The 20,265-nt window shown below is 56.3% G+C and carries 12 protein-coding genes and 1 pseudogene; 11 read left to right on the forward strand and 2 right to left on the reverse strand.

Annotated features, from left to right (window positions below):
- Positions 1-82: 82 nt before the first annotated feature.
- From R8377_RS00645 to R8377_RS00660, 4 genes are all read left to right on the forward strand, one after another.
- Positions 83-1,375: a DUF2318 domain-containing protein gene (locus tag R8377_RS00645; RefSeq protein WP_317643042.1), complete on the forward strand. Its 1,293-nt coding sequence runs from the start codon at positions 83-85 to the stop codon at positions 1,373-1,375.
- Positions 1,376-1,387: 12 nt separating this feature from the next.
- A complete protein-coding gene (locus R8377_RS00650; protein ID WP_317643044.1) occupies positions 1,388-2,728 on the forward strand; it encodes an ABC transporter permease in 1,341 nt (446 codons plus the stop codon).
- A 16-nt stretch (positions 2,729-2,744) separates the two neighbouring features.
- A complete protein-coding gene (locus R8377_RS00655; RefSeq protein ID WP_317643639.1) occupies positions 2,745-3,932 on the forward strand; it encodes an ABC transporter permease in 1,188 nt (395 codons plus the stop codon).
- A gap of 163 nt (positions 3,933-4,095) precedes the next feature.
- Complete coding sequence (locus R8377_RS00660) at positions 4,096-4,866, forward strand: ABC transporter ATP-binding protein (RefSeq protein ID WP_317643640.1); 771 nt, start codon at positions 4,096-4,098, stop codon at positions 4,864-4,866.
- A 35-nt stretch (positions 4,867-4,901) separates the two neighbouring features.
- On the opposite strand, the gene R8377_RS00665 is transcribed toward R8377_RS00660, so the two are convergent.
- Both R8377_RS00665 and R8377_RS00670 read right to left on the reverse strand, forming a co-directional pair.
- Positions 4,902-8,129: an RCC1 domain-containing protein gene (locus tag R8377_RS00665; RefSeq protein WP_317643045.1), complete on the reverse strand. Its 3,228-nt coding sequence runs from the start codon at positions 8,127-8,129 to the stop codon at positions 4,902-4,904.
- 607 nt (positions 8,130-8,736) lie between these two features.
- A complete protein-coding gene (locus R8377_RS00670; protein ID WP_317643641.1) occupies positions 8,737-12,024 on the reverse strand; it encodes an RCC1 domain-containing protein in 3,288 nt (1,095 codons plus the stop codon).
- Positions 12,025-12,677: 653 nt separating this feature from the next.
- Between R8377_RS00670 and R8377_RS00675 the strand changes: the two are divergent.
- The 7 genes and pseudogenes from R8377_RS00675 to R8377_RS00705 form a co-directional block, all read left to right on the forward strand.
- A pseudogene (locus R8377_RS00675) lies at positions 12,678-13,637 on the forward strand (ATP-binding cassette domain-containing protein); the annotation flags it as partial.
- Positions 13,638-14,149: 512 nt separating this feature from the next.
- Positions 14,150-15,112, forward strand: coding sequence for a hypothetical protein (locus R8377_RS00680; protein ID WP_317643046.1), 963 nt, complete (start codon positions 14,150-14,152; stop codon positions 15,110-15,112).
- A gap of 136 nt (positions 15,113-15,248) precedes the next feature.
- A complete protein-coding gene (gene gatC / locus R8377_RS00685; RefSeq protein ID WP_317643047.1) occupies positions 15,249-15,545 on the forward strand; it encodes an Asp-tRNA(Asn)/Glu-tRNA(Gln) amidotransferase subunit GatC in 297 nt (98 codons plus the stop codon).
- Positions 15,546-15,548: 3 nt separating this feature from the next.
- The gene (gene gatA, locus R8377_RS00690; protein WP_317643048.1) at positions 15,549-17,084 is read left to right on the forward strand and encodes an Asp-tRNA(Asn)/Glu-tRNA(Gln) amidotransferase subunit GatA; all 1,536 of its coding nucleotides are present in this window, start codon (positions 15,549-15,551) and stop codon (positions 17,082-17,084) included.
- A gap of 23 nt (positions 17,085-17,107) precedes the next feature.
- On the forward strand, positions 17,108-18,604 hold the full coding sequence (gene gatB / locus R8377_RS00695; protein WP_317643049.1) for an Asp-tRNA(Asn)/Glu-tRNA(Gln) amidotransferase subunit GatB: 1,497 nt from the start codon (positions 17,108-17,110) through the stop codon (positions 18,602-18,604).
- 90 nt (positions 18,605-18,694) lie between these two features.
- Positions 18,695-19,870, forward strand: a complete 1,176-nt coding sequence (locus tag R8377_RS00700) for a GNAT family N-acetyltransferase (protein WP_317643050.1) — start codon at positions 18,695-18,697, stop codon at positions 19,868-19,870.
- On the forward strand, positions 19,867-20,178 hold the full coding sequence (locus R8377_RS00705; protein ID WP_317643051.1) for a DUF2469 domain-containing protein: 312 nt from the start codon (positions 19,867-19,869) through the stop codon (positions 20,176-20,178). The genes R8377_RS00700 and R8377_RS00705 overlap by 4 nt, the downstream gene beginning before the upstream one ends.
- The last annotated feature ends 87 nt before the right edge of the window (positions 20,179-20,265 follow it).

A 20,265-nucleotide genomic window follows, 5' to 3' on the forward strand; every position in this document is an offset into this window, starting at 1 on the left:
AGCACTAGTTACGGCCGATAATACGTAGTACAGCAGTGATTTACGCTCAAATAATAGAGCAACGATACGAAGGAGGGTGGGCATGCTGAATCAAGTAATTTCTGTGCTGCCGGGGGTACTGGCGCCCGCCCTGCTCGTGATGATATACGGGGTGCTTCTGTCGGCAGGCGAGGGCAAAAAGAAGCCTGCCAGCGCTCGCTTGCGACTGTTGGGGCTGGGGTTAGGACTGGCAGGAGCCCTTGTCTTTGCTGGCCTAAGAGCTGCAAGCGTCATCAATCGCAGGACTATGGTCAACTATCCCACGCTTGTGATTTGCGTCATTGTCGACGTGCTCGCCCTAGCGATGATCGTGTCCAGCGGTAAAGCCACCCGCGACTGGTCGCGCTCGGGCCGAGCTTTAGCTCTTGCCAACCTCGTAGCCGGTCTCTCCATCGGTATGACGGTCTTCCGTGCCCTGCCCGAAGTCATACTTCACCTGACTAATTTTGTGGAAACTGGCGAGCCTGCTTTCACTTCCGAGATGCTGATGCGGGCTCTGGGCTTCCTACTTGGTATCGCCGCTGCCATCGTCGTAGCTCTGATTTTCCGCAGTTTGCGCACCGGCTGCCCTCGCGGCTTGTTAACCCTTACAGCAGTGCTCCTCATGGCGCTCATCTTCACTCAGCACGCGACCAGCCTGCTTGCCATCATGCAAACGGTGGGAGACCTGCGCTTGCACGGCACCCCCTTCCGCCTCTTTACGATTCTGTATAACGCCAATAATTGGCTCGCTATGGCCCAAGTGGCCGTGTTCCTCATACCGGCAGTAGCCAGTTTTATTGCCGGTTTGCGCTCGCCTGCCGCTAGATTTGCTGGCGATGGGCAAGCGCCTACTCCCGCTCAAATGCGCAAGAGCAAGGCTTTTCGCCGCAAGGCCCTACTGGCTGCTATTGCCAGCGTTCTCGCCGTTGTGAGTGTAGTGCTCACGCTCACCGTTGGCCCTGCGCAAGCAAGCAAAACGCCGGTGCTTTCCCCGCCCGAGGCCTACTCGCTCAGCGACGGCAAAGCGGTCATTCCCTTCTCCAAAGTCGACGATGGCCACCTCCACCGTTTTGAATACAAGGCCAAAGACGGTACGGTAATGCGATTTATTATCATTAAGAAAAACGGTGGATCCTATGGGCTCGGCCTCGACGCTTGCGAAAACTGCGGCTCAGCTGGCTACTACGAAAAAGACGGTGTCATCATCTGCAAAAGGTGCGATGTGGCCATCAATATAGCCACTATCGGCTTCAAAGGCGGCTGCAATCCCATTCCCTTCGACTACACCACTAGCGCTGGCAGCATTGTCATCCAAACCGCGACTTTGGATGCTTTGTCTTCGCACTTTAAGTGATAGGAGGTCTGCATGTTTTTTCTCACGATGATTCGGCGCTCCTTCAGCCGGCAGTTGGGTCGACGACTGCTCATTGCTCTCAGCGTGGGCCTCGCCGCTTGCGTGGCTGTGGCTATGCTGGGCGTGGTCTTCGATTCGGGAGACAAACTCAACGCCGAGCTCTCGGCATACGGCTCAAATATTACCGTCCAGCCCAAGTCCGAAGCAGTGGTTTCTGACTTATATACCACTGCCGACGCGGGCGCAAACCCGAGTGCTGACAGCGCTCCCGATTCTTCCGATTCTTCCTCTGAATCGAATCAAGCAGTACCCACGGCCGTATTAAAAGAGTCCGACGTAGCAAAAATCAAAACTATTTTTTGGGCCTATAACATCACCGATTTTGCGCCCCGCCTCGATATCTCGGCCCAAGTCAACGGCCAAACCGCGCCGATAGTGGGCACCTGGTTCCACCACACCGTCAAGCTTGACAGCGGCCAATCCAGCCAAGAAGGCATCGAAGGACTCCGCCCCTGGTGGAAACTGCAAGGCAGATGGCCCAAAGACCAGGCCAAAGAAGCCGTCATTGGCAAGGATTTGGCAGCCAAACTGGGCGATAAAACCATAGGAGACAGCCTCGAATTGAGCCTAGGCCAGCGGAAGGAGAGTGTGCGCATCGTTGGTATTTTCGACTCTGGCGACGCTGATTCCTCCTCCGTCTACCTGCCCAGCGCCTTAGCGCAAGACTTAGCAAACCTGCCTAACCAGGTGAGCCGGGTGGAAGTCAAGGCCCTCACCACTCCCGAAAACGACCTAGCCCGCAAGGCCGCGCGCAACCCAGCTTCCCTCACGCAAGACGAGTGGGAAACCTGGTATTGCACCGCTTATCCCTCCTCGATTGCCTATCAAATCGAGGAAGTTATACCCGGCGCTGTGGCCAAGCAAGTGCGGCAAGTGGCCGCCTTACAAGGCGATGTCTTGCAAAAAACGCAGGCCGTGATGATGCTAGTAACCGTGCTCAGCCTTATCTCCTCAGCCGTTGCCGTTGCTAACTTAATGGCCTCCTCCATCTCCGAGCGCTCTGCCGAATTCGCCCTCCTCAAAGCCTTGGGTGCCCGCGACGGCGCAGTCTACCGGCTCACTTTAGCGGAGACTGCCTTCATGAGCTTGGTTGGAGCCATCGTGGGGGCGCTGGCAGGCGTGGGAATGGCGCAAATAGTGGGGCACGTAGTCTTCGGCTCGGGTATCGCCATGCGGCCTATGGTCTTCGTGCTGGTCTTCGCCCTCTTGGCTCTGACGGTACTGCTGGCTTCAGTTTCGGCCATTCGTAACATCTTACGACTACGACCTGCGGAGGTGCTTCATGGGCGCTGATAATCGGCACAAGGGCATGGGCAATGCGGGCATGTTTCTCACTATGCTGTCCGGTACCATATTCCGCCGTCGAGGCAGGGCCCTCATGGCGGTCATTGCCGCGGCTATCGGCGCTGCCACCCTCTTCTGCTTGGCTGCAGTATGCCTAGAAGTGCCCAGGCAGATGAACGAAGAAATGCGTTCCTACGGAGCCAACTTAGTAGTAGCCCCCATTGAGCGGCCCGACCAAGCCCGCACCGACATCGCTGCGCCTATGGTGGCCCACACTACAGAGATGGTGGAGGCCAAGGGGCCTACGAAATTTGCCACGTACCGCTACGAAAGCGTGCGAATTAACTCTGCTTCCTACTTGATGGCTGGCATCTCGGCGGGCCAAGTTCGCGAGCTCAACCACCACTGGAATGTGGAGGGCAGCTGGCCCAAGCAAGGGCAGGTCATGGTTGGCCGGGATGTGGCCGAAGCTATGGGGCTCAAGGTGGGCGGCCCGGTCGAAGTGCGCTATTTGGAAGCTGACGACGGCTCCAACCGCCAAGCCGGGCAGTGGACGAAAGACAAGGTGCTGGGCAAGGCTTCGTATCGCGTTGCGGGGATTGTGGAGACCGGCGGTAGCGAGGATCAAATCGTCTATGCCAGCCTGCCGGACTTGGAGGCGCTCACCCATCTCAAGCGCGGCACCGACGTTATCGAATATTCTTCTAGTGCTATGGGCAGCAATCTCGCGGCCATTGCCACCGCTATCAACGAGATGACCAGTATGGGCGTCAAAGCGCAGACAGTGACGAAAATATCGTCGGCAGACAATCGCATTATTACCATGTTGCAAACCCTGTTTTGGCAGGTTTCCCTAGTGGTTTTGGTTCTCACTTTGGTGGGAGTGGGCACCACGATGGCTTCTATTGTTTCCCAACGGCGCAGTGAAATCGCCCTGCGCAAGGCCCTGGGAGCGTCCTCGTCGGGCTTGGCTTTCGAGTTCTACGTGGAGTCGGCCTGTTACGGGCTACTGGGCGGGGTGCTCGGCGTTGGGATTGGATACGCATTCGCCCGGCTCCTGTGCTCGTCAGTCTTCGGGCGGGCCTTGGGCTTGAGCTGGCCACTGGCGCTGGCAGCAGTCGCTTTAAGCATTATCATGGCTCTCCTTGGCTCTATAGAGCCAGTGTGGAGGGCTTCCCATATCGATCCGGCTCTGGTATTGAGTCAAGAATAGGTAATCGTTATAAAGAGCGTAACTAAGCGGAAGAATAAGAGCAGAGGAGCAGCAGATGAACGAGAATCAGAAGAGCTCGGCGGAGCAAGAATCGGCTTTGGTGCCGGGAACGGAGGTAGACGCAAAACAGAGTTCAGCGCAGAGCTCAGGGCAGGGCTCCGGTATGCTGCTCGACCTGCAAGGTGTTTCCAAAATATACGGAGATTTGCGCGCTTTGGATAGTGTGAGCCTTTCCGTGCCGGCGGGGCAGTGGTTGGCAGTAGTGGGCTCTTCAGGCTCGGGCAAGACCACGCTGATGAACATTATTGGATGCATGGATTCGCCTTCCGAAGGCTCGGTGCTCTTGGAGGGTCAGCGCTTGGAAGACATGGGTTCGGCCCAGCTGGCAGACGTGCGCAAAGACGTCGTAGGACTAGTCTTCCAAAAGTTTTACCTAGTGCCACACCTTACCGCGGTGGAAAACGTTATGGTGGCCCAGTACTATCATTCTGTGGTCGACGAGCAGCAGGCTTTGGCGGCGCTGGAGCGGGTTGGCCTAGCCGAGCGCGCCCACCACTTGCCCGGCCAACTTTCCGGCGGCGAGCAGCAGCGAGTGTGCGTGGCCCGAGCGCTAATCAACAATCCCAAGCTGATTCTGGCCGACGAACCCACCGGCAACTTAGACGAAGTTAACGAAAAGATAGTGCTCGAGATCTTCCGCCAGCTCCACGAGCAGGGCACTACCCTCATCGTAGTAACCCACGACGCCCTAGTAGCCTCCTGCGCCCAACGCGAGATTATGCTCAGCCACGGCCAACTAGCCGGCGAAACCTGGAACGACCAATCCGCCCGCCAAGCCTACAACTCCGCCGGCGGCCGCCCCGCCACCAGCGGCTCAACCATACCTTCCCACAACCCTGCTAACGCCCCAACCAAAAGTCCTAAAACCCGCTAATAGCATTCAAGCGCTCCTGCCCCCCCCCCGCTGCTCTAGGCGGGGTGGTGTCGGGGGTGGGGGTGGCGCTTGGGGTGGGTTAGGTGGTGGGTGGTTAGGGTTAGGGCGGTTAGGGTGGTGGCTAGGAGGATTCCGCGGCCGGCTAGGCGGCGGGTGGGGAAGGCTCCGGCCTTGGGCATGATCATGCCGTAGGTGTAGGGCAGGGGGTAATCGTCTTGCGGGTCGCTGCCCAGAGTCCAGCGGATTTTTGCATCAACGAGCCCGGCTGGGTGGGCTGGCACGGTTAGCTGCCACACTTTCTTGGCGCTATCCCAAACGGGTGCCGGGTTTGCCTCGGTTTGGTCAAATGCTACAGAAGTTACGGCGAGCTTTTGCTTACCGGTTTTTGCTGGCGTGGTCTTATCGACTGCGGGATTGGGCGGGTAGGTATTGCCGGTGCCGTTGGAGCCATTGCCTAATTGGCCGTTACTGTTGCATCCCCAGCTGTAGATGTTGCCGTCCTCGTCGATTGCAATTGTGTGATAATACCCCGCTATTACGGTCTTATACTTGTTGCTTTGGGTGTGTTCGCCCTGTTCAATTTTGCTGGGCACAAGCCTGTGGTTTTCGTTTGCCCTGCCCGATTCGCCGTTGCCTAGCTGCCCGTAATCGTTGCCTCCCCAAGTGTAGAGGGTGTTGTCGTTAGTGACGCCTGCCGAAAACTCCCATCCGGAGCTGATGTCAACAAAGTATGTGCCGGGATTGAGCTCCCCTCGGCTGGCTTTGACTGGTGTGAACTTATTACTCCTACTGGGGTCACCATCGCCGAGGCGACCATTATTGTCATCTCCCCAAGCGTAGAGGGTGTTGTCATTGGCAAGCGCCAGACAGTGTATGCCGCCGCAGCTGATTCGCGTGTAGTAGGTGCTGGGGTCAAGCTCGCCCTGACTAATCTTTTTGGGCTCGGATACTGCTCCTTGTTGTCCGTTGCCGAGTTGCCCCCAACCGTTGTGTCCCCAAGTGTAGACAACGTGGTCGTTGGTAAGGGCAGCGCAAGTGTAGGCGCTTGCGCTGATTTGAACGTAGTATGTGCCGGGGTTGAGTTCGCCTTGATGTATCTTACCTGGAGTAGTCCTTGTTCCCCGCAAGCTCCCTTGGCCCAGAATGCCAGCCCCATCATTATTGCCCCAAGTGTAGATGGTGTGATCGTTGGCTAAAGCCATGACATGAACAAGACCGATGCTGAGTTCAGTGAAGTGGGTGCCGGGGGTGAGCTCACCTGGGCTAACTTTGACTGGTTCGTTTCTGTCAATAGTGGTGCCGTCGCCGAGTATACCGCTATTATTCCAGCCCCAAGAGTATGCGTTGTTGTCGTCGCCTAGAGCGTAGGACTTCCAGTTGTCCGCCCATATTTTAGTGAAATGCACTCCGGCAGGCGTGTGGACGCGCACAGGCAGGTTGCTGTCGGTATTGTTGCCGTTGCCTAGCTCGCCGCGGCCGTTACTTCCCCAAGCGTAAGTGTTTCCGTCGGAGGCGATGGCCAGAGTGTGGGCGGAACCTCCGCTTATCTGGGTGTAGCGCAGGCCTTGTGGCGGTTCGGGCGATGTAATGCTCACGCTCTCACCCCCGTAGGGAGGGCCGCCGGTGGAGCTCATGCCGAATTTCCAAGCCTCCCATTTGGCTGTCAGCGTCATATTGCTGTTGACCGTCTTGCTAAAATCCCAGAGTTTGCCGCTGCTGTCGGCCCAGCCGATGAACCAGTGGTGCTCCCAGCTGGGTGTGGGGTCGGGGAAATTGACCGGCCGCAAGTCGTCGGTAAACACGGCTTGGGCTGCTGGCGGCGTTCCGGGGGCTCCACCTAAGTTAAAGGTCACTTTGTATATGGCGGTGTATGTGTAATGGAAGGTGAGGCTGCCGGTTCCAGCGTTGGTTGAGCTGATGTGGCCGCCGCTGTCGATTCCTTCGAGGTGGTAGTTTACGGTCACGTTGACTGCGCCCGGCCCGCTTTTGGGCACGTCCATATTCCAGGCTCCGCTGGTGCTGTCTATGGTTTTGCTGGTTACTGCGTTGCTGCCAAAGCTGGCAGTGTTGACTACGTATTTGGTTCCTGAGACTTCTTGAGGGGTGTATCTCCCGCTGCCTAATGAGCCAGTGTTGCCGTCTCCAAGCTGACTGTAAACATTCGACCCCCAAGCATAGGCGACTCCTTGACTGTCGAGCGCTACGGAATGGATTGCTCCTGCACCGATGTCGGTTATGCTAATGCCGCTGTCAGCTAAGCTGCCGGTGGTGATGAGCGTGGGCGAGGAAAGAATGTTGCCATTGCTGTTGTTTATGCCGATTTGGTTGTTGTTGTTTGATCCCCAGGCATAGACGCGTCCTTGGTTGTCGAGAGCCACCACATGGTATGTGCTCGTGCTGATTTTGGTGATAAAACTGCCGTTCAGACTACTGGCGGTGATAGTGCTCGGCGTGGGGTTGGCGCTGGTGCTGTCGGTGCTGCCGTTGCCGAGCACTCCCATAGCGTTGTATCCCCATGCGTGAATGTGGCCTTGGTTGTCGAGGGCTGTGGAGAAATATCCTCCTGCGCTGATGCTGGTGATAGTAGCGCTGGCCAAGCTGCCGGTAGTAACGGGTGTGGGCGTGGGGTTTGGAACATGGAGACCATTGTTGGTGGTGTTGCCTAGCTCACCACGGGTGTTGCTCCCCCAAGCGTGGACGCGTCCTTGGTTGTCGAGTGCCAAGGCATGCTCATCGCCTGCGCTGATGCTGGTGATAGTGGCGCTGGCGAGGCTTCCTGAGGTGATTTGCGTTGGCGTGGGATTGGGATTATTGGTGCCGCTGTTAGTGGCGTTTCCCAGCGGGCCGTATTTGTTGTCTCCCCATGTGTGGACGTGGCCTTGGTTGTCGAGCGCCATGGAGTAGTTATTGTCTGCGCTGATGCTAGTAATGGCATCTGCTGGCAGACTACCGCCGGTTACTTTAACTGGTATGGGATTGGGTGTCTGTGTGCCGGCATTAGCTGCTGTTCCGAGTTGACCCGAATAGTTACTGCCCCAAGCGTAGATATTGTGGTCGTCTCCGAGAGCCAGGGAGTGCAGACTTCCAGCACTGATTTGGGTAAAGTGCACGCCCTCCGGAGTTTGCACTCGCACAGGCAGAGAACGATTGGTCGAGCTGCCGTCGCCGAGTTGCCCGTGGCCGTTCCAGCCCCAAGCGTAGATGTAGCCGTCTTTTCCAAGAGCGAGGTTATGTAGGTTCGCGCTGATTTGGGTGTAGCGCACGCCGGTGGGAGGGGGCGGAGTAAGTGTTGCCTGCGCGTCTTCGTTGGCGGGGCCTTTAACAGTTGAGAGGGTGAATCCGTCTACTGTTTCGGAATTACCGCCACCGCCGCGTATAAGCTGGCTTGGGGCGCTGTTTTGGAGCGGATTTGCTCGGACTGGGCGGGCGTTACTGAGTGCCCCCCCCCCCTAGGATAATGAAGGTAATCGCTAGCAAAACTGCACTGCTGGTGCGAAAACGACGCATGTATCTACCTTTATGTGAATGCAAGTAATAAAGTATCTGGCAAACTTCCGCTTTTCCGCCTGCTCGGCCCCCGCCTGAGCGTGAAAAGTGGTCCCCGCATTGCCAATATGCGTCTCAGTATAACCAGACGCATCCACCCCCGCGCCCCCCAGCAAACTACCCCCATGGCATTTTCACGTTTCCCGCCCTTATGGCCAAAAGCTCGCGATTGCCGGAACTTTTCGCGAAATTTGTGCCGTTTTACCTAAAAAAGTGGCCGAATGCTCGCGAATTAAAGAAATTGCCGCGAGCTTTTGGCCATAATGCGCTATGGAGACTACTGAAATTCAAAAGTCTCCGCTGACTTCAGCTACCGAGCTGCGTTTACTTATTGCGAGCTCTGTGGCAGTTCGCTGCACGTTTGCATTTGCGCCGCTTATTGAACTCGCAGACACCATACGCTGCCGCTGCTAGAGCTGTGAGTAGAAGCAGACTGCTTCCAGTGAGGCGTTGCAGAGGAATAGCTCCAGCTGTGGGTAGGGTGAGGTAAACGTAGTAGTAGAAACCTGGGGTGATGGTGTAGACAGGCTGGGTACTTCCGTTGAGGGACCACTTCAGTTTTACGGGTACGAGACCATCCCCGTGCGGCGGTGTATTGCCATGCCATTGCACATTGCTTGCGTCATAAGTGGGCGCAATTGCATGAGAGGAGTCGCCGAACTCTACGCTGTTTACGCTTATTTTGTTGGTTGTAATAGCTTTTGGCTGGGAACGATAGTTGTTGGGCGGGCTGGTAGTATCGTCGCCCAGCTGCCCGTTGAAGTTCAAACCCCAGGTCTGCGCGTTGCCGTTTTGGTCGAGTGCTATCGAATGCGAACCTCCTGCGTTGATTTGTGCATTGCTGCTGGTGGGTGCGCCTCCTCCAACCAGTGCAGGGCGGGGATTGGGATTGCTGTTTCCGCTATTTGCGGCCTTGCCGAGCTGTCCTGTTCTGTTGAGACCCCATGCATGGATGCGGCCTTGGTCGTCGAGTGCCAAAGAGTGCCAGCTGCCGGCGCTGATTTGAGTGACAGAGTCGACTGGCAGACTACCTCCGGTCACGACTGCCGGAGCAGGGTTTGCGTTATTGCTCCCATTATTGGCAGTCTTGCCCAGTTCGCCGTACATGTTGCGGCCCCACGTGTGGACGCGGCCCTCACTGTCGAGCGCAACCGTATGTGTGCTTCCTGCGCTGATTTGGTTGATAGTGCTGGAAGATAAGCTACCGTTGTCCACTTGTGCAGGGGTGGGATTGGGGTTGGTGGTGCCGTTGTTAATCGTGTGCCCCAGCTGGCCAAACATGTTGTGACCCCATGCATGTACGTGACCCTGCGAATCCAGAGACAGGGAGAATTCTTGGCCTGCGCTGATTTGGCTGTTGCTGGCAGGTAAGCTACCGCCGGTTACTGTCGCAGGGGTGGGGTTGGCGGCGGTTATTCCATTGTTGGTGGCGTTGCCGAGCTGCCCGTATTGGTTATTTCCCCATGTGTGTATCTGGCCGTTACCGTCGAGCGCCATAGCATGTGTGCTCCCTGCGCTTATTTTCGTGATGGATCCTGCCGCCAAACTGCCGCCGCTTATTTTGGAAGGTGCCGGATTGGGTGTGGTGCTGCCGTTGTTGGTGGTGTTGCCGAGCTGCCCGTATTGATTACTGCCCCAAGAGTAAACATTGTGGTCATCTCCCAGTGCAAGAGAGTAGTCATGTCCTGCGCTGATTCGGATGAAGTGTACGCCAGTCGGGGTTTGCACGCGGGTGGGTAGCGTTTTCTGGTCGGTGGTGGTGTTGCCGAGTTGGCCGTAGTCATTGCCTCCCCAAGCGTAGGTGTTGCCGTCGGAACCTATCGCCAGCGTGTGCCAAGTGCCTGCGCTGATTTGTGTGAAGCGCAAACTAGTGGTTTTGGGATTCACGCTGATAGTGATTGGAGTGTTGCCAGTTACTGGTCCGGAGGCTGGGCTGATGGTGAACTTGTAGTAGTCCCAGTGGGCGTAGAGTGTGAGTGGCCCAGTAACGGGATCCGCAAGATTCCACGGGCTGCCGTCGCTCTTAAACCAGCCTGTGAATTGATGCCCCGCCCAAGTAGGATCCTGTGGCCAGTCCATGAGCTCGTCGTTCACGACAGCTTGGTCTGCGGGTCCAGAGGCTTCTCCTTTTCCTTCTCCTAAGTCGTAGTGGACGATATAAGTGCCGCAGTATTCGTAGTGGAATATGACCTCTGACCCGCCATTACCTAAATGTATGGTGCCATCCGCTGCGATACCGTTGATCTTGTAATAGACACGAACTTTTACTTTTTCGGGGTCGTTTTGAGGCACGTCTATCTTCCATGCCTTGGTTATGGGATCTTCAGAGATTTTCGCAGTACTACAGCTAGAGTTGGAGGGGATAGAAACGCAAAAGATAATATACCGAGGAGTAACTACCTGTGCAGGAACGGTAGACCTAGTGGTGGCTGCAAGTCCGAGTGCTCCATACACGCTGCCTCCCCACGAGTAAGCGTGCCCGTCGCTGCCGATTGCGAAGACGGCTTCACCAGAAAGGCTTACATAAACCGAAGTGAAGTGTTCTCCAGTAGGGAGTGCTCCTCGTTCCACCCGAACGGGTGTGACGTGGTTGCTGACACTACCTCCGTTGTTAACAAATAAGACCCTTCCCCAGGTGTAAGTGTTGCCGTCGGAGCCTGTTGCCATAGTTAGCGAGGTACCGGCACCAACCGAAGTGAAGTGTTCTCCCGCAGGAAGTTCTCCAGGTTTTACCTTGACGGGTGAATATTTATTCGCGCTGCGCTTCTCCTGCGGTGTGCCGTTGGGGTTTCCCTCTGTGCCGTCACCGAGCTCGCCAGCGACATTGAACCCCCAAGCATATGCGTTTCCATCGGTGGCGAGAGCGATGTTATGCATGGGGGAAGCGCTAATAGCGGTGAAACGCTCTCCAACGGGGAGTTCGCCTTGAGGGACTCGCCCCGGCGTAACGCGATATTGAGATTGCGAATTGACTGGCATGCCGGTACCGAGTTGATCATACGCGTTGTCGCCCCACGAGTATATGCGTCCGTCACTGCCAAGTGCGATCATATGGTTTCGACCTGCGCTGATTGCGGTGTAACGCTCTCCTGCCGGGAGTGGTGCCCGACTTACCTTGACTGGTGATTCTCGGTTGGTGGTTGTGCCGTCGCCGAGGTCGCCTCGGCCGTTAAAACCCCAAGTGTAGACATTTCCATCTGTTCCGATGGCAGCTGAGTTGGACCAGTTAGCGCTTACGTCTGTGAATTGTACTCCAGCCGGTGTTGGAACGCGCTTGGGTGTTGGAACGCAGCCAAAACCAGCATCGAGTTCGACACCGAGCCCCCATTCAGGCTTTCCCCATGCGTAAATGTTTCCATCTGTTCCGATGGCTATGCTGTGCTCATTACCTACTGCGACGGTTGTGAATTGTACTCCTGTCGGTGTTTTAATACGCACAGGAATACCCTCTGATGTAGCATTCTGGCCATAGATGTTACCGTCACCAAGTATGCAATTTCCTGCTGCGCCCCAGGCGTAGGTGTTGCCGTCTGAAGCGATTGCGACGGTGTGATACTCTCCTGAACTAATGCTGGTGTAGGTAATGTCTTCGCTCGGAGAAGGCGGTGTGATAGTAGCCGTAGCGCTGGCGTTTGCTGGGCCTTTAGTGGGGGAGAGAGTGAAACCGTCTACGGTTTCGGAAGTTTGGACACCGCCGCGGGTGAGCTGGCTGGGTGCGCTATTTTGGGCAGGTTCAGCTGCGGCCGAGCGAACTAAATTTAATTGCCCCCCCCCCCAAGAATAGCCATAGCTAACGCAAGCAAAACGGAGCTAGTAACCCGAAAACTACGCATGGTAATAATCCCTTTATTAACAAAAGTTGTAACGTTTTACTGCGATGAGTAGGGCAAACGCCATGCTCTCCACTCCGCTCCAGTTCCCCAACCACCAGCTGAGCACACAGTTATCTAATTTCAACTGTAACATTATCCGCTGTCGACGCCACCCGGCTTTGTCGCTGTTGCAAGGGTTCAATGCCAGACAGCTGTTCCTCTGTGTATCGCCGTAAACCCCTAACGGCCAAAAGCTCGCGATTGCCGGAACTTTTCGCGAAATTTGTGCCGTTTTTGACGAAAAAGTGGCCGAATGCTCGCGAATTGGAGAAAGAGCCGCGAGCTTTTGGCTGTTCGGTCTGGGTTGGGGTGAGACCAACTGTGGGTGTCCAGTATGTGGTCATGGTTGGGGATAGGGGAGCGGATATGGGGCTTGGCTGGTAGGCTCGAAGTATGATTACTATTGAACATTTGACTAAGACCTTTGGGGCGAAGAAGGCTATCGACGACGTGTCTTTCACTGCCGCCGACGGTAAGGTCACCGGCTTTCTGGGGCCTAACGGCGCTGGCAAGTCCACTACTATGCGCGCGGCTTTGGGGCTAATTCGCGCCGAATCTGGGCAGGCGCTTATAGATGGCCACCCCTTTACGAGTCTGCGCTCGCCGATGGCGGAAGTTGGGTCCGTCTTGAACCCGCGCTCGGCCCACAAGAATCGTTCTGCGCGCTCGCATTTGGAGGCGCTCGCTTATAGCAACGGCATTCCTAAGTCTCGCGTCGACGAAGTGATGGCCATTGCCGGCATCTCCGCGGTGGGGAAGAAGAAGGCTGGTTCTTTCTCGCTCGGTATGAGCCAGAGGCTTTCGATTGCGGCCGCCCTGCTGGGAGATCCGCAAAACTTGGTCTTCGACGAGCCGGTTAACGGGCTTGACCCTGAGGGTGTGATGTGGGTGCGCCAGTTGTGCCGCTACTATGCTTCTCAGGGCCGGTGCGTATTGCTGAGCTCGCACTTAATGAGCGAGGTGGCGCAGACTGCCGACGACCTCGTCATCATTGGTCAGGGGCGTGTTTTGGAACACACTTCGGTGGCCGACTTCTTGTCTGAGCATTCCTCTCACACTATTCGCATTGCAACGCCTCAGGCTTCGCTCTTGCAGCAGGCTTTGCAGGGTGGGCCCGAAGTGAGCGTGGAGCTGTTGCCTCCGTCTGCTGGCGATCCTGCCGGTGCGCAAGTGCTGCGCGTGGGTGGTATGGAACTGGCTCAGGTGGCGCAAATCGCAGCTGATAAGCAGATTGTGATTTATGAGTTCCGCGAAGAGAAGGCCTCGCTAGAGGAAGCCTACATGGCCTTGACTCACGGCAAAGAGGAATACAAGACTGCGAATGTGCCGGTGCCGGGATTGGTTTCCGCTCAGGGGACTTCGCAAGAGCCCATACAAGCGCCGATGCAGGCATCTATGCCAATGCAAAGCCAGATGCCGATGCAGCAGACACCGGGCCAAGCTCAGGGGCAGGGCGCTACTCAGCCTGCGGTCCCTGGTCAGTTCGCGCAGCCGGTTCAGCCTACGCAGCCGGTTCAGCCGGTGGTGCCGATGCAGCCAAACCAGCAGGGTTACGGCCAGCCGGCTCCTCAGCAGCAGACCGTTCAGCCTCAGCAATTCCAGCAGCCGGTTCAGCCGGTGCAAACAGAGCCTGTTCAACCTGTTCAGCCTGAGCCGATGCAGCCGGTCCAACCAGTGCAGCCGGTTCAGCTGATTCAACCAGAGCAACCGGTGCAAACGCAGCAGCCCATTCAGCAGCAGCCCGTGCATCCGGTCCAGTCGCAGCAGCATTATGTGCAGCCTGCCGACAACCAGCAGCCTTCGAGTGCTCCCGCGAATCCGGAGAGCAACCAAGCCAGTAGTACCAACGAGGAAGGGGGCGCGCAATGAGCCAGCCTACGATGCCAGCAGCTCCAGTTATGGGAGGTAATGCTTCGGCCGCCGCTCCCACTCCCGTAAACAACTATCAGAGTTCCCGCCGCGAGCTAAGCCAACATGTGCACGTGGGCCTGTGGCGCAGTATTCGCAGTGAGTTCGTTAAGCTCACCAGCCTCAAATCCACTTGGATTCTGCTCATTATCAATCTTCTGTTGCTCCCTGCAGGTGCCGCAATGGCAGCGTGGACCATGAAAACAGTGGCCAGGTTAGATCTAACGACCGGCGACTTCAGCAATCACACGCGGGCTATTCCGGCGCAAGCTGTGTGGCAGTCAGTCACCACCTTCGTTGGAATATCAACCATCGTCGTGGGCATTTTTGGCGTGTTGAGTATCACGACTGAGTTCACCTCATCGTCAGTTGATGCCAGCCTGACCGCTAATCCTCATCGCAACATGATGCTTGCCGCCAAAGCCATAGTGGTCGCAGCATTCTCTTGGTGCTTCAGTCAGTTGGGCATTCTGCTCTCTTGGGCCATTGTGCGCCTGCAACTGAGCGGTGTAGAAATTCTGAGCTTGGATCACGCATACAAGGCCCTGCCCTGGGTGAGTATCATCGGAGCTCCGCTGATTTCGGTTGGTTTCGCTGTGATGGCGGTGGGCGTGGGTGCTCTGTGCCGCTCGACGGTTGGCGCCGTCTTTACCCTCATTGGTATCGACTTCTTCCTTCCGGCAATCATCAGTATTTTCTCGATTGCCATGCGCTATGTAACGTGGATTGGTACCCTCAGTAAATTGATGCCCACCCAGCTCATGTCTACGTTCCTGGCGGCCGGTTCGAGCAGTGGCGAAGATATTTCTGCCAAAAGTTTCGACCCCTTATGGTGGCAGGCTGGTTTGCTCTTCCTAGTTTGGGTAGTAGCCTTCTATGCTATCGGCGCTGTCTTGTTAGAAAAGCGAGATATTAAGTAAGCTTGGGCTCATTTGACCAACCTGCCCGGCTCTTGCAAGCCCTTGAAAACCCGCTTAGTCCGCTAGTTTTCAAGGGCTTCTTGTTTGTAATCAATTCTTCACGCGGGTGTCACGCGAAACGCATAGTATGGGTACTATGGCTACATTTACACGCGAAGAGATAGAGCACTTGGGCGACTTAGCCCGCATTGCCCTTACAGACGGCGAAATCGAGCGTCTTAGGGGTGAGCTCAACGTTATAGCAGAGTCCATTACTAAGGTGCAGGAAGTGGCTGGAGACGACGTGCCTCCGACCGCAAATCCTATCCCGCTTGAAGCTTATTTGCGGCCCGACGAGGTGCAGACGCCCCTGACGCAAGCCGAGGCGTTGGCCGGAGCACCTGAGACGGAAGCGGGCATGTTTGTGGCCCCGCAGATTCTAGGGGAGGAGTAAGCAATGAGCAGCACTGAAGAACTGGTAAAGCTGTCAGCCTCCCAAATGGCGGCGCAGATTCACGCTAAGGAAATCTCCTCTCGCGAGCTAGTCGAGGCCGAGCTTGAGGTAATTGATGCCGCTGAGCCCAGCATTGACGCTTTCTTACAAGTTTCGCGCGAACAAGCGTTAGAGCAGGCAGACGCACTCGATAAGCGCATTGCCTCCGGAGATACGGAAGATTTGCCTGAGTTGGCAGGCGTTCCCGTGGCCGTAAAAGACATGATCGTGACCAAGGGCATCGCTACGACGGCCGCTTCCAAGATTTTAGAGGGGTGGATTCCCCCCTACGACGCTACCGTTGTAGAGAAGCTGAAGGCTGCTGGCATGCCGATTTTGGGCAAGACCAACCTCGACGAGTTTGCCCAGGGCTCTTCGACTGAGCATTCCGCTTTTAAGTCCACCAAGAATCCTTGGGATACGGGGCGCGTGCCCGGCGGTTCCGGTGGTGGTTCGGCTTCTGCTGTGGGTGCTTTCGAGGTTCCTCTGGCGCTTGGTACCGACACCGGCGGTTCCATCCGTCAGCCTTCGGCCCTGACTGGAACTGTAGGCGTTAAGCCCACTTACGGTGGCGTATCTCGCTATGGCGCTATCGCTATGGCTTCTTCGCTTGATCAGGTTGGTCCGGTTTCTCGCTCCGTGCTCGATGCTGCCCTCCTGCAAGAGGTCATCGGCGGCTACGACCAGCGAGATTCTACTTCTATCCCCAAGCCGGTGCCGCCACTGGCTCAGGCTGCCCGTGAAGGCGCCAAGATGGACCTTACTGGCATGAAGGTGGGCTTGGTTAAGGAGCTCTCTGGGGATGGCTACCAGCCCGGCGTGGAGGCCCGCTTCAATGAGGGCGTGCAGCTCCTGCAAGACATGGGTGCTGAGGTAGTAGAGGTTTCCTGCCCCCACTTCTCGTACGCTCTGGCCGCTTACTACATCATCATGCCCTCTGAGGTCTCCTCGAATCTGGCCCGCTACGATGGTATGCGTTATGGCCTGCGAGTGATGCCGCCAGAAGGCACGGCACAGACTGCTGCCAACATGATGTCTGCCACCCGCGAGGCTGGTTTTGGAGACGAAGTCAAGCGCCGCATTATTTTGGGCATTTACGCACTCTCCGCTGGCTACTACGACGCTTGGTACGGCTCGGCACAGAAGGTGCGCACGCTCATTATTCGCGACTTTGAAGAGGCCTTCAAGAAGGCTGATGTTTTGATTTCCCCAGCTTCGCCTACGACCGCCTTCAAGTTCGGCGAGCGCATGAATGATCCTCTAGCCATGTATTTGAGCGATGTGGCCACGATTCCGGCCAACATGGCTGGCTCTCCGGCTATGTCTATCCCCGCAGGGCTTTCGGACGACGGCCTGCCGGTCGGCTTCCAGTTCTTTGCCCCGCAGATGCGCGACGAAGTCATGTACAAGCCCGCAGCAGCGCTCGAAGCTGCCCTCGAAGCTAAGTGGGGCGGTCCGATTCATCGCGATCTCAAGACCCCTTGGCTGGGCAACAAGTAAGCTGCGGAAGGTAAGGAATGCAAATGGCTGAAAAACTGATGAAATATGCCGATGCCGTGGCAAAATACGAGCCCGTTTTTGGTTTGGAAGTTCACGTTGAGCTTTCAACCAATACCAAGCTTTTTTGCCCGGCCCACATCGAGTTTGGCGGCGAGCCCAACTCGCAGCTGACTCCGGTTTCGCTGGGTTTGCCCGGCTCCCTGCCGGTGGTCAACAAGACCGCTATCGATTACGCCATCAAGCTAGGCTTGGCCCTGCACTGCGACATCGCTGAGTGGAGCCAGTTCGCTCGCAAGAACTACTTTTACCCGGATATGCCGCGCGATTACCAGATTTCGCAGTTCGATAAGCCCTTAAATGGCGAGGGCTACTTGGATGTTGAGCTCGACGACGGCACTATTTTCCGTGTTGACATTGAGCGCGCGCATGTGGAAGATGACGCTGGTAAGAACACTCACGTGGGTGGCTCCGACGGCCGCATCGAGGGCGCGAATCACTCGCTGGTAGATTACAACCGTGCTGGCGTGCCCCTAGTCGAGATTGTGACCAAGCCAATTGCTGGTGCAGGCGAGCGCACTCCCGAGGTGGCTGGCGCTTATGTACGTGCTATTCGCGACATTGTGAGCGCTCTGGGTATTTCCCACGCTCGCATGGAGCAGGGCAATATGCGCGCCGACGTGAACATTTCGCTTCATAAGAAGGGCGAACCTCTGGGCACCCGCTCGGAAACCAAGAATGTCAATACCTTTAAGGGTATCGAAAAGACGCTCACTTACGAAATTCGTAGGCAGGCAGCGCTCTTGGAAGACGGGGGCGAAGTTTTGCAGGAGACGCGTCATTGGGATGAATCTAAGCAGGCCACTACTGGTGGGCGCGTTAAGTCCGATGCTAACGATTACCGCTACTTCCCGGATCCTGACTTGGTTATGGTCCATGTCTCCCAGGAGCACATTGACGAGCTGGCCAAGCAGATGCCTGAGATGCCGCGCGAACGCAGGGCTCGCTTGAAGCAGGAGTGGGAGTTTACCGACCTGCAAATGCGCGATGCTGTGAACGCGGATGCTTTGGATCTAATTGAGGAGACTATTGCCGCTGGTTCCAGCCCGGCTGGGGCTCGCAAGTGGTGGTTGGGTGAGATTTCTCGCGAAGCCAATGAGCGCGGTGTTTCCCTGCAAGAGCTGCCGATTACGTCGCAAGACGTGGCCGAGGTGGAGCAGCTTATCGAATCTGGCAAGCTCAACGACAAGCTCGCTAAGCAGACCGTCTCCGGCGTGCTTGCTGGCGAGGGCAAGCCTGCCGAAGTGGTGAGCAAGCACGGCTTCCAGGTAGTCTCAGACGATGGCGCGCTTGAGGCAGCAGTCGACGAAGCGCTCAAGGCCAATCCAGATATCGTGGAGAAGCTCAAGTCGGGCAATATGAAGCCTATGGGTGCCATTATCGGTGCGGTTATGCGCACCACCAAGGGCCAGGCCGACGCCAAGGCGGTCAACAAAATGGTGATGCAGCGCATCGCTCAATAAGCAGGTTCCGCGCGCTCCCAGCTTTCTTCGAGGAGCGCGCGGTAGACTGCCAACGTTGCTAACAGTGGCAACGGCTTTGGAGGTGATGAGATGTCGGGTGCAGCGAACAACGCGGCCGGGGGAGCTAGACGCGGCGAAGCTGAAAAGCGGGAACTGCCTGAGCAGATAGACATCCCTTATATCAACGGCGAGATGGTTCATTTGCGTCCGGCTACTATCGCCGATTTGCCTCGTATGGACGAATTACAAGCTTTTTATAACTCCACCGGCATCACCGGTAAGGGGCCTGTGGCCGAGCGCGCCGTAGTTAACGCTTGGGTGCGCCGTTCGGTTTCCTGGTCGAAGGGGCAGGCTCAGCGTGAGTCAGGAGTAGGTGACCCTGAGTCTCGCCGCACAATTGCTTGGGCGATGATTTCCGAGGCTGACCACGACAAAGACGGCTCGAGCGATGCCAGTCAAACCGGCGGCTTAATTGGCATGATTTTCCTCATTGACATTGACGGGTGGTCGCGCTCAGCCCGTATTCAAGTGGTCTTAGGCAAGGATTATCGCGGCCGCGGCTATTCGCGAGATGCCATGCCCCGCGTAATGACATACGGCTATGCGGCTCAGCCAGTAGGACTAGGTCTACACCGCATTTGGGTGGCCGTGCCCGAGAAAAACACGCGCTCGATTTCGGTCTATCAATCCTTGGGATTCATGGTTTCCGGTACAGCGCGTGATGCTCTCTGGGATGAAGAAGGCGGCAAATACCAAGACCAAGTGGTCATGGATGCCTTGGTTGATGAATACGACCCCATTCGCTCGCTCGATGCTTTCGGCATGCACGTAGTAGAAGGCAATCCGGGCGTGGCTGAGGCCTTGGAAAATCACGAGCGTACGGCTTTTTCAGACGAACAGCCGGCCAGTGAGCGAGCCATTGCAGATGCCGAGGAATCTGAGCGTAAGGTTGTTCAGTCAGCTCAGCCCGTGCAATCGGCCCAATCAGACTCGTCCGCAGCGCAGGTTGCACCTGAAAGCGTAGAGACTTCCGCACTTGAACAGGCAGTTTCTGAACATGTACAAGAGGTTTCTACCGACGAAATTCCGATCGAAACTGCTCAAGAAGAGACCAATGACCATCCAGCAGAACCCGTTGAGACTGCCGCGCCAGACAGCGCCACTACTTGGGCTTATTCAGATTCCAGCCAAAAGCAAGGTTCTAAGCGCGCTTGGTGGCGTAATTGGGGCAATGGAGGCAAGCGCAACTCGGGAGGTAACAGTTGAGCGCTGAGGATTTAGACAACTACGAGACTGACGCTGAGCTAGGGCTCTACCGTGAATATCGGGATGTTATCAAGCTTTTTACATATGTTATCGAGACTGAACGGCGCTTTTATTTGGCCAACAAAGTCGACTTTAATGTGCGCTCAGCTGGGCAGGATGTGTATTTCGACGTGCAGCTGACGGATGCGTGGGTCTGGGATGTCTATCGCTCCTCCCGTTTCGTTAAAAAGGTGAGAATCGTCACTTTCAAAGACGTGAACGTGGAAGAAGTGCAGAAAAGCGATATTGACATACCTGATTCCTTGTAAAACAGGTATGTTAGTCTGTAGAACGTTCTCTATCTGTACAGACTTCATTCACCGCGAGTTAAGCAGTATTATCACCGCGGGTGTGTA

Source organism: Bombiscardovia apis (genome assembly GCF_033095945.1).
In the GTDB taxonomy this organism is placed as follows: Bacteria; Actinomycetota; Actinomycetes; order Actinomycetales; family Bifidobacteriaceae; genus Bombiscardovia; species Bombiscardovia apis.